At 39.5% G+C, this 16,099-nt stretch carries 12 protein-coding genes; 11 read left to right on the forward strand and 1 reads right to left on the reverse strand.

Annotated features, from left to right (window positions below; all coding sequences use genetic code 11):
- Positions 1 to 20: 20 nt before the first annotated feature.
- Complete coding sequence (locus tag LVD17_RS03865; RefSeq protein WP_233764870.1) at positions 21 to 1,355, reverse strand: saccharopine dehydrogenase family protein; 1,335 nt, start codon at positions 1,353 to 1,355, stop codon at positions 21 to 23.
- Positions 1,356 to 1,576: 221 nt separating this feature from the next.
- Here LVD17_RS03865 and cdd point away from each other — a divergent pair, with 221 nt between their 5' ends.
- From cdd to LVD17_RS03920, 11 genes are all read left to right on the forward strand, one after another.
- Positions 1,577 to 2,062, forward strand: a complete 486-nt coding sequence (gene cdd, locus LVD17_RS03870; protein WP_233764871.1) for a cytidine deaminase — start codon at positions 1,577 to 1,579, stop codon at positions 2,060 to 2,062.
- Positions 2,063 to 2,129: 67 nt separating this feature from the next.
- Positions 2,130 to 4,469, forward strand: coding sequence for a GAF domain-containing protein (locus LVD17_RS03875; RefSeq protein WP_233764872.1), 2,340 nt, complete (start codon positions 2,130 to 2,132; stop codon positions 4,467 to 4,469).
- Between the two features lie 109 nt (positions 4,470 to 4,578).
- A complete protein-coding gene (locus LVD17_RS03880; protein ID WP_233764873.1) occupies positions 4,579 to 5,397 on the forward strand; it encodes a CheR family methyltransferase in 819 nt (272 codons plus the stop codon).
- Between the two features lie 15 nt (positions 5,398 to 5,412).
- Entirely contained in the window at positions 5,413 to 6,006 is a 594-nt protein-coding gene (locus tag LVD17_RS03885; RefSeq protein WP_233764874.1) for a chemotaxis protein CheB, read from the forward strand.
- A gap of 6 nt (positions 6,007 to 6,012) precedes the next feature.
- Complete coding sequence (locus LVD17_RS03890) at positions 6,013 to 6,903, forward strand: GAF domain-containing protein (RefSeq protein ID WP_233764875.1); 891 nt, start codon at positions 6,013 to 6,015, stop codon at positions 6,901 to 6,903.
- A gap of 25 nt (positions 6,904 to 6,928) precedes the next feature.
- Positions 6,929 to 10,471, forward strand: a complete 3,543-nt coding sequence (locus tag LVD17_RS03895) for a PAS domain S-box protein (protein WP_233764876.1) — start codon at positions 6,929 to 6,931, stop codon at positions 10,469 to 10,471.
- Between the two features lie 106 nt (positions 10,472 to 10,577).
- Positions 10,578 to 11,108: a SiaB family protein kinase gene (locus LVD17_RS03900; protein ID WP_233764879.1), complete on the forward strand. Its 531-nt coding sequence runs from the start codon at positions 10,578 to 10,580 to the stop codon at positions 11,106 to 11,108.
- A 38-nt stretch (positions 11,109 to 11,146) separates the two neighbouring features.
- On the forward strand, positions 11,147 to 11,509 hold the full coding sequence (locus LVD17_RS03905) for a DUF1987 domain-containing protein (RefSeq protein WP_233764880.1): 363 nt from the start codon (positions 11,147 to 11,149) through the stop codon (positions 11,507 to 11,509).
- Between the two features lie 51 nt (positions 11,510 to 11,560).
- The gene (locus LVD17_RS03910; protein WP_233764881.1) at positions 11,561 to 14,665 is read left to right on the forward strand and encodes an ATP-binding cassette domain-containing protein; all 3,105 of its coding nucleotides are present in this window, start codon (positions 11,561 to 11,563) and stop codon (positions 14,663 to 14,665) included.
- A 78-nt stretch (positions 14,666 to 14,743) separates the two neighbouring features.
- On the forward strand, positions 14,744 to 15,646 hold the full coding sequence (locus tag LVD17_RS03915) for a hypothetical protein (RefSeq protein WP_233764882.1): 903 nt from the start codon (positions 14,744 to 14,746) through the stop codon (positions 15,644 to 15,646).
- Positions 15,647 to 15,664: 18 nt separating this feature from the next.
- Positions 15,665 to 16,099, forward strand: a complete 435-nt coding sequence (locus tag LVD17_RS03920) for a hypothetical protein (protein ID WP_233764883.1) — start codon at positions 15,665 to 15,667, stop codon at positions 16,097 to 16,099.

The raw sequence follows: 16,099 nt of genomic DNA on the forward strand, positions 1-16,099 counted from the left end.
AACTAACTGATTAAAGCTGTTTACTTGACTTGTTTTTCTGAAAGCTCAAATCCTTGTTCGGATAGTTCTTTCAAAATTGGTGTATAAACGTCCTTTTCAATGGGGATCTTAACCCCTTTTGATTTTATTTTCCCTTCCAGTATTAGTTTTGCAGCTATTCCCACAGGCAGTCCTACGGTTTTGGACATGGCCGTGTTTTTCATATCATCACCAGTAGCCACAAGGGTACTATGGATCTCGCGTGGCTTACCAGCTTCAAGATATTCAAACTTATGCCACATCACGATCATATCCTTATCGTCAGGGCTAAGCGTCCATTTCTTCTTTAAAATATGCTCCAGTATTTGGGCAGGTGTTCCCTTATCAAGCCCTACTTTCACATCATCGAATACACCAGACCACCTTAAGCGGTGCATCTCAGGTCCATCAAGCTCCAGATTCATGTAATGAGCCAACTTCAATTCTACCGTATCATAGGGATTGTACGATAAGAAGGAATTAATAAACTGCCTGTGAGTCATTTCCTCAACTCCCTCCATTTCGTACGTGTCGTCAGTGGCTCCAAGCTGAACAAAAATATCCCATGTTCGGCAAAAACCCGGTTTTCTAAAGGTACCCCGGTATATCGTTTTTATTCCACGCAATCCATAAACATCAAGATACTTCAACGAATCCCGATTAGCATAGCCCTCAAAATATCCGTAACCTGGGATGTGAACCTGTTCGGTTCTTCTAAACAACTTATGGTAAGGAATGTACTTGTATTTCCCTTCCTGGATAAACTTTACTATTCCTTGTCCGGCAAGTACCACATTCCTTGGGTTCCAGGTAAATTTATACTCCCAGGGATTATCGTCATCAGCACTTGGAGCCAGCAAACCTCCTGTAAATGACTCAAAGGCGGTAAGCTTGTGTCCCGCGTCCCTTATATGATCAATTACCTTCATGGCAGACATATGATCGATGCCCGGGTCCAGGCCACACTCATTCAGAATAATAATATTTTTTTCTTCTGCAGCCTGGCTGAGTGCCTTCATCTCATCTGACACATAAGATGCGGTAATCATATCAATACCCTTATCTACACATATACCTGCTACAACCGGATGAAATTTAGCCGGCAGCATAGATATTACTATATCTGACTTGGCTATTTCGTCTACACGTTGAGACTCGTTGAGAATGTCGAATTGAAAAGCACTGCTATTTTTACTCTCGGGGCATTTTTCCTGGGCAAGTTCCAGGCTATAGTCCCCTACGCGGACATGCCAGTCATTGCCTTGCGCATGCAGCAATAAATAATCTATGAGTGACGAAGCCGACCGGCCCGCACCAAGCACTAAAATATTTTTCATTTGTTTTATTTTAACATTTGACAGATACAATCCCCGCCTTAACCTGCCTATAAACTAAAAATGTTTAGAAGAGTAATATAAAGCCAGCGTAAATTTCCACCTGTCCCACTCCGATTTAGGTGTCCAAAGTAAATGAAATCATAAGGTTATTATCAATTCTTATGCATAAAAATTTTTCTACTAGGCGCGAGGTATTATATTGCATAGCTAGACAATTTATTATGCTTACAAACCAATATACCGAATTAAAATACGTGACATATGGTGACGAGTCTGAGCTGGATGAAGAGGATCTGAAGCTTATTAAAAGTGCCCGTAAAGCCTGTGAAACTTCCTACTCGCCCTATTCACAATTTCAGGTTGGAGCTGCGCTGTTACTCGAAAACAATGAAATTATATCAGGCTCCAATCAGGAAAATTCATCATACCCGGCCGGACTATGTGCGGAAAGGGTGGCGCTGTTTCACGCCGGGGCCGGACATAGTAACCAAACGATAAAAAAAATAGCTGTCACAGCAAAGAAAGAAGGGAGCAACCACTATATACCTGTAACTCCCTGCGGTAGCTGCCGGCAGGTAATGCTGGAGTATGAGGTAAAGCAAAACTCTCCCATAGAAGTAATAATGCAGATCGCAGATAACAAATGGATCAAAACTCTGTCAACAGAGGTATTATTACCTTTTTGTTTTAATAAAAATTCATTGTAGTTACTTTTTAATTGATTTTAATAAAGAAATTGTAAATTAGTTGGTTCTCTTCAAAACATATTTCTGAATGAATTTGGACTTACAAAACTTATCACTTCGTAATCAGGCTCTAACAATATTTACAGGCTTCGTGATTTTAGCTGTAATTAACTTTTTTGTGATCTCCTATTTTCAAAACAGAATCACAGAAGCCGTCGAAGAGGTTGATGCTGCAAAAGAACTCTACCTTCTTCCTCAACAAATAGCATCAAACGCCCAGCTGTTTGCCAATGGAAATACCGATGCCCGAAAAAACCTGGAAACCACAGTAGAGGGCTTTGAAGAGGCTTTACAACTTATAGCTGGCGAACCTGAGGAAACAGAAGACTCTTTAGTGGTGAACAACACTACCAATGGCCTCTCAAAAGAATGGCTTAAAACAAAAAATCATATTGATAAACTGTTGTACGAACCTCTCATGATAGATACCGTGGTTCAGGAATCTAAGGAAATACCTTTATACGATTCCCTCAACACTATAACTACCGAAACTACCCAGAAGGTATTAAATATCCGTAACCCCCGACTGGAAAGAGCGAATAATTATGTACAAAGCTCCATATCCGGCCTCTCAAAAACTGCAAGAAGAGTTTTATCTGCCAAAACACAAGCGCTGGACTCAAAAAGCAATGGGCTTACTTATGCCTCGCTGGTATTCTTACTGCTCTATATAGCCGCAGTAGCTGGTACAATTGTATGGGTACGCAAAAAAGTTGATACTCCGCTTAAAGACCTTTATGCAGTAGCATTTCATGTCAGTAATGGTGACCTTTCTAAAAGATCTTCCTATACCCATAATAATGAAATAGGCAAAATTGCAAAGTCTGTTAACCAGATCAGTGAAAACCTGCAAAATGCAACAGCATTTGTAAATGCAATTGAAAATGGCAAACTGGATGTTGAATTCAAGGGTGCTGAAGGTGAAGATTTGAGAAACAGAGGTCTGGAAGGTGCATTACTAACCATGCGTGATCAGATGAAGCGTGTAGAGGAAGAAGAACGTGAAAGAAAATGGTCTACCGAAGGTCTTGCCAAATTTGTCGATATCTTACGTTCCACGAGTGATAATGTGCATGCCCTGGGTGACATTATTATATCTAACCTAGTAACCTATACAAAATCAAATCAGGGAGGTATATATATAGTGAATGACCAGGATGAGGAAAATAAATTTCTGGAACTAATATCTCTATACGCCTTCGATACCAAAAAATATGATAAGCGCTCATACAGAGCCGGCGAAGGCCTGGTGGGACAAACATACCTGGAAAGGCAAACCATTTACCTGCTGGAAGTGCCTGATGAGTATATTACCATAACCTCAGGTTTAGGTGGTGCCAATCCCAAGGCCATACTGCTTGTTCCTTTAATGGTCAATGAAGATATTTATGGAGTGATCGAACTCGCATCCTTTCATGAATTCAAAGACTACCAGATTGAATTTGTCGAAAAACTAGCCGAAAGTATAGCATCTACCATAGCGGGTGTCAAAAACAATCAGCAAACCAAATTTTTACTTGAAGAGTCTCAGGCACTAACCGAACAGATGCAGGCTCAAGAGGAGGAAATGCGCCAGAACATGGAAGAACTCTCTGCAACCCAGGAAGAAATGTCAAGAAAAGAGGTGGAGATGACAGCGCAGCTTACAGCAATAAACAACAGCCTTTCCTCTGCAGAATACAATATGGAGGGTACATTACTCACAGCGAACAACAATTATATTAAACTGTTGGGATATCATCAGCTTGAAGAAATTCAGGATCTTTCCTTTAACACGTTAAGCGCGGGAAATACTGCTGATCTGTGGAGAGACCTGCGGAGTGGAGTAGGCCATTCAGGTAACTACACCAAATTAAAAAAGGGCGGTGAAGAAGTTTTGGTTAATACCACCTATACCCCGGTAAAGAACAATAACGGAGATTTTTACAAGGTAATAGAGCTAATACTTTCCGTCGGACCAGGAGAAACAGAAAAGGGTGACCGTGAGGAATGGGAACAGATGAAAGAAGTAGAGGAAGAGCTCCGTCAAAATCTCGAAGAACTCGAAATAACACAGGAGCAACTGGACCAAAAACTAAGATTATCAGAAGCTACTTTGGACACACTGGATAATGTAGTTAAAATTGTTATCTTCAATGCTGAAAGAACGATAACCCATATAAATCGTTCTGCTCAAGAGATTTTGGGTATTGAAGACTCTGCCATTACAGGCCAAAGTATCAGCATGTTAGTTGATAGCGATCTTTTGAGCGACAAAACTATTTCTAAAAAAGAACTTGCTTTAAAAGCTAAATCTGATAAGATAAATGTTAAGGCTGAGATTTATCACGACGAGAGCCGTAACCTAAGCTTTATCATATGGATATAAATATTTTTTTCGCAGAAAAGCTTTAGATACTGATAGTTTTTAAGTTTTATAGGAGAAAATTATTAAATTACACAATTTACATTTTCATAGAATAGCTGGCATATAGATAATGAAGGAAATCGACATTGCAGATTTAAAAAGAATAACAGAATTGGTAAAGACCAAGTATAACTATGATTTTACCAATTATGCTATGTCATCATTTAAGAGGCGGATCCTTCGAATACTCGAGCTCCACAATCTCAATGTTGACGAACTGATAAAGAGGTTATATGAGCCCCCATTTTTAGATGACTTCTTAAACGAGATTACAGTTAATGTAACGGAAATGTTCCGGGACCCTCCTTTTTGGAGAGTGTTGAGAGATGACATCATTCCGGCTATTATGCTGAATCATCAAAAGATCAGGATCTGGCATGCCGGTTGCTCTTCCGGGGAAGAAGTATTTTCAATGGCTATCATGCTACGCGAAATGGGCATCCTGGATAATGTTTCGCTCATAGCCACCGATCTGGACTCCAACATACTTGAAAACGCAAAAGCCGGCATTTACAACTTAAAGAATATGGAGCTTAATGAGAAGAACTACATACGCTACCAGGGTACATCTTCTCTAAGCAAATATTATAAGGAGTCCAATGGAAAAGCGGTGATGGACAAAACTCTGGTTGAAAATGTATCCTACAGAAAACATGACCTGGTTAAAGGTGAGGTCTTTAACAAATTTGATCTCGTTTTATGCCGCAATGTTATGATCTATTTTAATCAGACATTACAAAATGAGGTCCTGAAGAAATTCCATGAAAGCTTATTCAAATATGGATACCTGGCAATTGGCTCCAAAGAATCACTAATCTGGTGTGATATTGCCAGTAAGTTCATTGTAGTTAATAACGAGGAAAAGGTATATAAGAAAATTAAGGATTGAGGTAGCTGAATGGGGATGAGCCGTTTTACATTAAATAATAAATATAAAGCCGTAGTAATAGGCGGATCGGCGGGGAGTTTTCAGGGAATAGTAAAAATACTATCACATTTGCCATCAGACTTCCCTCTACCGATAATCATGTGTTTGCACAGACTCAAACATGTGAGAAATGGCTTTGTCGAAGCTCTTTCAATTAAAAGTATAATGGAAGTAACTGAGCCATATGATAAAGAAAACATAAAAAAGGGTAAAGTATATCTGGCCCCTGCCAATTATCATCTGTGTGTTGAGCTAGGCCATTACTTCAGCCTTTCAACGGAGGAAATGATCAATAATTCAAGACCGGCTATAGACCTGACATTGAGTACAGCCGCTTATGTATACAGGGATAAATTAATTGGGATTCTACTGTCAGGAGCCAACCGTGATGGTGGTCTGGGAATGAAATACATTAAAGACAGAGGTGGCCTTACTATTGTGCAGGACCCTCAGGAATGTATGATAGACACTATGCCCAATGCAGCGCTGAATGCCACTACAATTGATCATGTATTGAAAGTGGATGAAATTGTAGAGTTTTTTACTGAATTAAATAAACAATATAAATAGATTAGGATGAAGTTCGAATATAGAAAATTAAGCATTGTTCTGATTGCTATATATTCAGCATGTATGATTTTCAGCGCGTATGAGCTATTCCAATTACCAGATGATCTGGTTTATACTAGTCAGGTATTAAGTGCAGGTGATCTCAAAGCCGCAGGCTCAGTCTTTGTGAAACTGTATGTGGTAGTTGGCCTGACCATGATTGTGGGCATGGCTGCCCTCGTAACCTCCCTTAACAAAAAAAGCTCTGAGGTTATTTATGTGGAAAAGAAAAAGTCTGCAGATACTAAGTCGGGTCAGGAAGATGACGACGAACAAAACAGCCACACTCTCGATATAAGCGCCATAAAAGATATCGTTGCCAAAGAATCCGATGAAGCAAAGCTGGCAAAAGCAATTCTGACACATATCTGTAAACATTTGGAAGCAGGTATTGGGGCCTTTTATACCACTACCCTCGAAGGCAATAAAAGATTGGTTGAAATGAAGGCTTCATATGCACTTATTCTTGGTGAATCAGAAACGATCAAATTTGAGTATGGAGAAGGACTTGTAGGACAGGCCGCATTAGAAGAAAAGACATTAATTATAGATGATATTCCTGAAGGCTATATAAAAATAGTTTCGGGCCTGGGAAGTGCCACACCAACCCATTTACTGGTGGTGCCGGTAAAAAATGGAGATACATTATATGGTGTGGTAGAAATTGCTTCCTTCACCGATTTGGGCAAGGCTGATGCAGAAATGGTTGGCGCCGCCTTTAGGCAGCTGACGCAAAAGTTGTTTGGCACAACCAAAGCAACAAAGAAGACTGACACTAAGGAAAAGGAAGATATTAAAGACAACGGCCCTGACAAAGCAGAAGATCAGCCAGGCAAGTCGACCAAAAAAGGAAAATAACGAGGCGTAAACATATTTAAAATTTATGTTCAAAAATTTAACGATCAGTACTAAAATAACGGCACTTGTAGCCACAGTGGTCATTTTGGCTGTTGCGGCTATAAGCTTATTATCGTACAAGCTCACTACAGATACCATTGTAGCAAGATATGAAAGAAGCTTAAGTGTAATAGCCGAGAACCGTGCGGACAAAATCGGTGCTTACTTCAACCATGTTGTTGCCAATTTAAAACTTCTGCAAGAAACCAAGACCATTAAGGAAGGAGCCTCACCTTCTTTTAATGCTGTTCCTGAGCCTTCCTTTGAAGAAGATACTACTTCAGGAGGATTCGGTTTTGAAGATGAACCTGCGGATTTTGGCTTTGGTATGGAAGAAGAGTCAGGGGGCTTCGACATGGGCGGGACACTTGAAACAGAGCCTAAGGCAAGTTACGATGTCAACGGCTTTTTAAATGAAGTAAAGCAAAGTTATGGTTATGAGAACGTTTACATCACTGAACTCAATGGTGTAATAACCTACTCTACCAACCAAAAATTGGGCAAAGGCTCCAATCTGGAGGATGTTGACGGCCATATGCTGAACCAGTCGGGTCAGGGAGTATACTTTAGTAATGTTTCTAAAAACAAAGAAAACGGCAAACATTATATGTATGCCGGTGCACCCGTAAACCACGCTAGTGACAAGTCACTGCTATTTATAGAAATAGAAATGAGCGAGGTTTACTCAATAATACAGGATACCACAGGTCTTTTAAATACAGGTGAAATACTTCTTGCCCGAATAGATACACTCGCAGGCAGGATCAACTTTTTGCACACCTCACGAAATGACACCATTACCTCCGTAGGCGCTATGAGAGATGGTGACGAACGAGGTAAAGCAGTACAGGAAGCCACACGGGGAGGTTCCGGTTATGGAGTAAGGACAGACCACAGAGGTAATGAAGTCGTAACTGCATGGCGTTACATCCCTAACATTAACTGGGGGTTGGTAGCCAAAGTCAACACTGATGAAATATTTGCAGAATCAGAAACCCAACTTTATTATTTTCTTGTTATTGGCTTCATAATAGTCGTTTTAGCCACGCTGTTGTCTCTGATTTTTTCAAAATACCTCATAAACCCACTGCTTTATCTTAAAAAGAACCTGGAGCTGGTAGGTAATGGAGTGCTTCCTGAAAAAATAGAAAAGAAATCAAACGATGAAATTGGTATGATGGCGGTTAGCCTTGATTATCTGGTACATACCCTGAAAGGAACAGCTCAGTTTGCGCAGCAAATCGGAGAAGGTAACTTCGATGCAGACTATAAGCCCATCAGTGAGGAAGATGCTCTGGGTATTTCGCTGGTTAATATGCGTGACAATCTTATTGAGGCTGAAAAAAGAGATAAACAACGTAACTGGATCGTTACCGGAGTTGCTGAAATAGGAGAGATACTTCGTGCTCATGATAACCTGGAGCAGCTTGGCGATGAAACCATCAAATACATTATTGATAAAATTGGTGCAGTTCAAGGTGCATTCTATGTAATCAATGATGACAGTGAAACCGACGACATGGTGCTTACCATGATGTCAAGCTACGCTTACAATCGCAAGAAACACCTTGAGGTAAGTTTCAGATTTGCTGAAGGCCTTGTAGGTCAGGCAGCCGCCGAAAAAGATACTGTACTAAGGACTGAAATCCCGAAAGACTACGTAACCATTACTTCAGGTATTTTGGGCGATCAGAGGCCCGGATGTATACTGATTGTCCCATTGATCACCGACGAAAAGGTATATGGAGTTTTAGAGTTTGCCGGTTTTGGTAAGTTTGATCAGGGCAAGGTTAAATTTGTTGAAGAACTGAGTTTAATACTGGCAAGAACAGTATTTAACATCAAAGTTAACGAGCGCACCAGAAAGCTTCTTGAAGAATCCCAGGCAATGAGTTCTGAGCTACAGGAAAAACAGGAAATCCTCAGACAGAACGCGGAAGAAATGCAGGCAACCCAGGAAGAGCTGCAAAAATCAAACGTAAAACTGGAAGAACAGATCGAAGAAGTAAACCGTACACAAAAACGTATGCAGTTGCTGCTTGAGAATGCTTCTGAGGTAATCACCATCTACGAAGAAGACGAAACAATACGTTATATAAGTCCTTCAGTGGAACCGATATTAGGTTACTCACAAAAGGAAATGATGGGTACTGCGGATGTAGATAAAGTACATCCGGATGCGGTTGAAGCCTTCCAGAATATGTTTAAAGAACTGAAGGCCAACCCGGATGATCAGGTAACAATCCAATACGAATACCAGACCAAGGAAGGTAACTACATCTGGCTGGAATCAACCGGTACTAACTTCATGTCTAATCCGGCCATACATGGCCTGATTGTTAACTCAACGGACATTACAGAAAGAAGAAGAGCCGAACAGGAGCAAAGGATGAGAAGTAAAATGCAAGCGCTCTCCGAAAACTCTCCTGACCTTATCACACGACTGGAAAATGAAACCATCTCGTACATCAACCCGGTCATTGAAGAGTATACAGGCAAAAGACCTGTCGATTATCTTAACCATAAAGTAGGTGAAACTGACCTGAATGAAAAAATCCTTGAATCGTGGCTTACTATTGTAGAGCAGGTAAATGCTTCTAACGCAAAAGTGGCCACAGAAATGGATTTCCCATCAGAAATGGGAGACAGAGTGATGCAGGTTAATGCCATTCCCGAATTTGACGAAACTGACCATCTGGAGTCTGTACTGGTAGTATCTCATGACATTACCGAGCGGAAAATGATCGAACTGGAAATCCAGAATAAGAACAAAAAGATCGCTGACAGTATTAATTACGCTAAGCGTATTCAGAATGCCATATTACCCAATACTGCTGTAATAAACAGGGTGTTACCAGACTCATTCATTTTATACAAACCCAAAGATGTAGTAAGTGGCGACTTCCCATGGTATGTACAGGTAGGCAACGACATATATATGGCTGCCGTTGACTGTACCGGCCATGGAGTTCCGGGAGCTTTATTGTCATTGATCGGCTACTTCTTGTTGAATGATATTGTTCGTAGTAGAAAAATCTCAGATCCGGGGATTATTCTGGATCAGCTTGATGAGGGTGTTACCACTACTTTACGACAAGATCAGGATGACTCGAAGACTAAAGATGGTATGGACATAGCACTTTGTAAAATAAATACTGACTCCAGGAAAGTAGAATATGCAGGTGCCCACCGCCCGCTATATGTTATGAAGCAAGGTGAGATGGAGGAAATTAAAGGTAATAAATTTGCCATTGGCGGTGGTATCTATAAGAATCAGACTAATTTCACCAATTATAAAATGACACTCTCCAAAGGAGATTCGATTTATTTCTGCTCTGATGGGTTCCCCGACCAGTTTGGAGGCCCTAACAACAGGAAATTTGGCCCTAAGCGCTTGAGAGAATTAATAACAAAAATTCATCATAAGCCAATGAAAGAGGCCTTTAAAGAGTTTGATAAAGAGTGGGAAGGTTGGAAAGCAGATGAAAAACAAACAGATGATGTGCTATTAATCGGTATAAAATTTTAGAACTTATAGATTAAAAGTACTATTTTGGAGAAAATTATGGCCATAGGCTTAACTGAAAAATGACACAAACAATTAATCGGCAATAAGAATAAACATATAACGACTTATGAAGTATATTTTCGATTTACACCAAACCATGTTGGAGCAAAACCTCATCTTGGTTTATGAAGGTGAATTTACCCAGGAAATTACCAAATCAGTATTAGCCATGGCTGAAAGAAATATGGATTCATCAGGTGAAGAGTCCAGCATTAAACGTAAGGTATTCAACGTAATGGTCGAGTGCCTTCAAAATATAGTTAAGCATGCTGATGATGTTGAGAATAATCACTCTGCGGTGTTCATGATAGGTAAGCAGGACAACGAGTATATCATTGTTTCCGGTAATCCGATCAAAAGAGATAAAGTTGACGGGCTGAAAAGCAAGCTGGATCAGATCAATAGCCTTGATAAGGAAGGCCTGAAAACTTTATATAAGGATATTATTAAGAACACAGAGATCTCCGATAAAGGAGGAGCTGGTCTAGGTTTTGTAGATATGGCCAGAAAGTCCGGCAGAAAACTGGAATATGAGTTTCTTGACATGGAAGACGGAGATTCGTTTTTTTGCCTAAAATCCTCAATAGCTAGAGTTTAAAATCATTCTGAATCACTATTTTTTTAAATTAACATAAAATGGAAATACTTAATTTAGAAGGCACTGAAGATACCCCAAAAATTATATTGGATAAAGGAAACGGCATCTTTGAAATCTCAGGGAGATCCCTTCCGGAAGATTCTGCTGAATTTTATCAGCCGGTTCTCGACTGGATTGACGAGTACTCTAAAGCCCCCAATCCTAGTACAGATTTCATGTTTAAACTGGAATACTTTAACACTGCTTCTTCAAAGCTCATACTGGATGTACTATCTGCGCTTGAAGATATAGATGGTGTAAATATTCTTTGGTACTTTCATGAAGATGACGAGGATATGGAAGAAGCCGGAGAGGAATTTTCAGAACTGGTTGAAATTCCATTCGAATTCAAAACCTATTAATATCCCGTTCCTAATTTTTTAAACTAACAATTAAGTATAGGGAACTAACCTATGAGTGAGGAAATACTTAAAGCACTGACACAATTATTTGCTATTATTACAAAGCAAGATGGTGGCGTTACTGAGAAGGAAAGGCAGTTTGTTATCAGTTTCTTTAAGCAGGAATTAGATCAGGATTCGGTTAAGGAATACCTTGAGCTTTATGATAAATTTTCAGGTTATAACCAGGATTCCAAAGACGAAGATTCCGGAGAAGAAAACACCACCAAAAAGCGTAAGCTTACATCGGTAAGGGACTCTGTAAAAACTCTCGGCCTTTGCAAAAAGATCAACAAAACCCTTACTCAAAAACAAAAGGTTGTTGTACTGATCAAAATTCTTGAGTTGGTAGGTTCTGACCAGAACTTCACCCCTCAAAGGATGGAGATCATTGACACGATCAGTACCGTATTTAATATTGTTAAAGATGAATACAAGCTGATAGAAAGCTTTGTTATTCAGCAAGATATAAAAGAGCTTAACTTCAACGACCTGTTGCTCATCAATAGTAATGAAAGCAACGACGGGGACGGTGAAGCCAAGCACTTACAATCAGAAATACATGGCAACCTCATCTTCTTAAGAGTGAAGAGCGTTGACATGTATTTCACTAAGTATCTGGGCAAAGATGAGATCGTACTTAATGGTTTCATTATGCTAAAGAACAGGGTCTACCTGTTCTCTCATGGCAGTACAATTAAAACTCCGCAAGGAGCAGCACTGTACTATAGCGATCTTATTTCCCTTTTCAATGAAGAGTTTAATACCACCAAGCTGTCATTCAATGCTGAGATTGAGGAATTTCGTTTCCCCAATGGAGCACTCGGCCTGAGAGACGTCCGGATAGCTGAAGGCCCTGGCAAGCTTATAGGTATAATGGGGGCCAGTGGCGCAGGAAAAACAACCCTCCTCAATGTGCTGGCAGGCATAGAAACCCCTACAAAAGGCAGTATAAGAATTAATGGTTTTGATATTCATGAAGATGAAGAGCGCATACACGGAGTAATCGGGTATGTCTCTCAGGACGACCTGCTAATTGAAGAGCTAACGGTATATGAAAACCTTTATTACAATGCAAAACTGTGCTTTGCAACCTATTCCGAGGAAGAATTGAACAAGAGGGTACTCGATGTACTTGAAAGCCTTGGTCTGGATCAACGTAAAGACCTTAAAGTAGGTAGTGTTCTTGATAAAACCATAAGCGGTGGACAACGAAAGAGGCTAAATATAGCCTTGGAACTAATCCGGGAACCTGCAATACTCTTTGTAGACGAACCTACATCAGGCCTTTCCTCCCGGGACTCTGAAAATGTAATAGATCTTTTAAAAGAACTTTCCCTTAAGGGAAAGCTCATATTTGTAGTTATACATCAGCCTTCATCAGACATCTATAAAATGTTTGACAAAATGTATATGATGGATACCGGAGGATACCCTGTATTCTACGGCAATCCTGTAGAGGCTGTTACATATTTCAAAAAAGCAACCAATCAGGTTGACAGCCAGAGAGGGCAGTGTGAAACCTGCGGAAATGTAAACCCAGAGCAGATTTTCAATATTATTGAAGCCAAAGTAGTTGACGAATACGGGCAGCTTACCAATAAAAGGAAAATTAACCCTCAGCAGTGGAACGATAGCTTCAAAGAAAATTTTAGCATTGAAAAGGTCGAAGATGTAACCGAAGAGCCACCACATTCCCTGGATATCCCGAATAAATTTAAACAGACGGTGATATTCACAACGAGAGATCTGCTGAGTAAGATAAGTAATAAGCAATATCTGCTTATTAATCTGCTGGAAGCTCCCCTACTCGCACTTATTCTGGCGTTTATCATTAGATACAAGAGTTCACCTTATGGGAATGAATACCTTTTCAGGTTTAATGAAAACATACCTGCTTTTATGCTTATGAGCATAATTGTAGCTTTATTTATGGGCTTGACGGTGAGTGCGGAAGAAATAATCCGAGATAGAAAAATTCTTAAAAGAGAGTCGTTCCTCAACCTTAGCTGGAACAGCTACTTAATGTCCAAATTGTTTATTCTTTTCCTTCTTTCGGCTATTCAGACCTTCACCTTCGTGCTCATTGGCAACCTGATCCTCGAAATCAGGGAGATGACCTTCGCGTTCTGGTTCGTCTTATTTACTACATCGTGTATGGCCAATGTACTAGGACTTAACATTTCCAGTGCCTTCAATTCGGCGGTTACTGTATATGTGCTAATACCCCTTCTGCTAATACCACAGATGATCCTTAGCGGGCTATTATTCAGCTTTGATAAACTGAATAATATCATCAGCACAAAAGGTAAGGTACCTGTAGTAGCAGATTTCATGGCATCGCGTTGGGCTTATGAAGCTCTGGCTGTACGGCAGTTTAAAAACAACCCATATGAAGACCCATATTATGAACTGGAAAAAATAGAAGCAGACGCAGACTTCAAGTCATCTTATATTGTTGAAGATCTGAAAAAGAGACTCGGCTATATTGCTGATCATTTCGAAGATAATAATGACTCCGTGAAAGCAATAGTAACCAAAGACCTGTCTATCATAAGACAGGAGCTTACCGACGAACCTTTCAGGGAAGGTCTGGAAAATATCGATATTAACAAGGACTTAACAATTGAGAATTTTAGCAAAGAAAAAATTAGTCAGCTAGAACAGTATTTTAGTGCTTTCAAAACGCATTATCAGGATGTGTATAATAAAACAGTAGCCAAAAGAGATAATATGGTTTACTTCTTTGAGAACAATAAAGACTACGATTACAACCTGAATGAGTATAAAAATAAGTATTATAATGAAAGCCTGGCAGACCTTGTGATGAATATCAATGAAAAGGACAGAATAATAGAATATGAAGGTGAATTGATCCAGCAGATCAACCCCATATATAACGACCCCGAAAATCCTGCCCACTTCTTTGATTACAGAACACATTTCTTTGCTCCAAAGAAGTACTTATTAGGAAGTTATGTCGATACATATTATTTTAATATGATAGTAATTTGGATAATGACATTAATTCTCTATTTTACGCTTTACTTTGAATTGCTGAAGAAAGGCATTGAAGCTTTTGGCAAAATTAAATTTGGACGTAAAGGAGAAGAATAACTTATCCTAAAAACAAGTTATGGTTTGTAATAGATAAAGGAATTTATAATTTTGTTATCACTTTTTAATGTTTTACCTATGAGGATCTTATCATTCAGTTTATTGCTGATTTTAATAATATCTGCTTGTGATTCAAGTAAGAAACCCGATGAACAAGCATTTCTGGAAAGTCTGGATTCCACAAAAATAGAGGGTCCTGCTATATCTGAAGAAGTAATCAGCAGCATTATACAGCAAATCCCATCTCCTTTGGAGATTTCCGTGTTGCTGCGAGAGTCAGGAACAAAGTACGACAAGAATTTACTTAACTCTCCTGATAACATTTCAAAATACAACAGTAACTATCGCAAAGCTCTAAACCTAGGAATCTATGGAACTGACCTTGGCTATACCAATATCTATGAGCAAAATCAGGATGGGTTAGATTATATGACAGCGATTAAGGAGCTTGCCGACGGACTAAGCATAGGACAGTTCTTTGATATAGAAACCATTGGGCGCCTGGCGACCAACAGTAAAAACCTTGACTCTCTGCTGCTTATTACAACCCAGAACTTCAATAGTATCAATCATTATTTGCAGGAACAAAACCGGGCAAACCTGAGTGTGCTATTACTTACAGGAGGTTGGCTAGAAGCTATGCACATCACCTGTCAGGTATCTGCAAAAGACCCTTCCAATAAAGAATTACAGGAAACAATTGGAGAGCAAAAGATCATTTTAGAAAATATAGTATTGCTTTTATCCTTCTATCAGGAAGTTGATAAAAATATGGCATCACTTTTGGAGGACATGCAGAAATTGCAAGAGCAATACGAGTCTATTAAAATAATCAAGACTTATAAAGAATCGACATTTGAAATAGTAGATGGAGTAATGGTAATCAAAGACAATAGTTCCAGTGAAATACAAATCACTCAGGAGAATGTCAATAATATAAAGGATGTAGTTAACTCCATCAGAAAAAAAGTAATTAGTTAAGAGGAAAACATGCGTAATATGAAAAAGGCAATTTATTCAGTTTTTGTTGTGGGTTTATTTTTCCTGTTATCGGGTGGCTCTGCAAAGGGCCAGTGCAATCCGGAACAATACACAGATGCCTGTATCCCTAAACTAGCTTCGGGTTTTAACTTCCTGAAAAGCTATAAGATCGACGGTCAGGGAGGCTCTAAAACCAAGGTTGAATACTCTTACGTATTTACCAAAGGCACTCAATATATGATCAATGTATGTGCTACTGGGGAAAGTACCGACGGCATCGTTGTATCTCTATTTGACAGCAACAGAAACCAGGTCGCAAGTAGCAAATTAAATGGTCAGTTCATCTCAGCCATTGCCTATCCTTGCAACACTACAGGCATCTACTATATCCAATACACCTTTGATAATAGCAATCAGTTCTGTGGTGGAAGTGCGCTTGGTTTTAAAAGATAG

Source organism: Fulvivirga ulvae (assembly GCF_021389975.1).
GTDB lineage: Bacteria > Bacteroidota > Bacteroidia > Cytophagales > Cyclobacteriaceae > Fulvivirga > Fulvivirga ulvae.

Excerpts from the sequence above, each read along its gene's own strand:
- LVD17_RS03880 (WP_233764873.1), top strand. The coding sequence starts at position 4,579 with ATGAAGGAAATCGACATTGCAGATTTAAAAAGAATAACAGAATTGGTA.
- LVD17_RS03895 (WP_233764876.1), top strand. The coding sequence starts at position 6,929 with ATGTTCAAAAATTTAACGATCAGTACTAAAATAACGGCACTTGTAGCC.
- cdd (WP_233764871.1), top strand. The coding sequence starts at position 1,577 with ATGCTTACAAACCAATATACCGAATTAAAATACGTGACATATGGTGAC.
- LVD17_RS03920 (WP_233764883.1), top strand. The coding sequence starts at position 15,665 with ATGAAAAAGGCAATTTATTCAGTTTTTGTTGTGGGTTTATTTTTCCTG.
- LVD17_RS03905 (WP_233764880.1), top strand. The coding sequence starts at position 11,147 with ATGGAAATACTTAATTTAGAAGGCACTGAAGATACCCCAAAAATTATA.
- LVD17_RS03915 (WP_233764882.1), top strand. The coding sequence starts at position 14,744 with ATGAGGATCTTATCATTCAGTTTATTGCTGATTTTAATAATATCTGCT.
- LVD17_RS03890 (WP_233764875.1), top strand. The coding sequence starts at position 6,013 with ATGAAGTTCGAATATAGAAAATTAAGCATTGTTCTGATTGCTATATAT.
- LVD17_RS03885 (WP_233764874.1), top strand. The coding sequence starts at position 5,413 with ATGAGCCGTTTTACATTAAATAATAAATATAAAGCCGTAGTAATAGGC.
- LVD17_RS03910 (WP_233764881.1), top strand. The coding sequence starts at position 11,561 with ATGAGTGAGGAAATACTTAAAGCACTGACACAATTATTTGCTATTATT.
- LVD17_RS03865 (WP_233764870.1), bottom strand. The coding sequence starts at position 1,355 with ATGAAAAATATTTTAGTGCTTGGTGCGGGCCGGTCGGCTTCGTCACTC.
- LVD17_RS03900 (WP_233764879.1), top strand. The coding sequence starts at position 10,578 with ATGAAGTATATTTTCGATTTACACCAAACCATGTTGGAGCAAAACCTC.
- LVD17_RS03875 (WP_233764872.1), top strand. The coding sequence starts at position 2,130 with ATGAATTTGGACTTACAAAACTTATCACTTCGTAATCAGGCTCTAACA.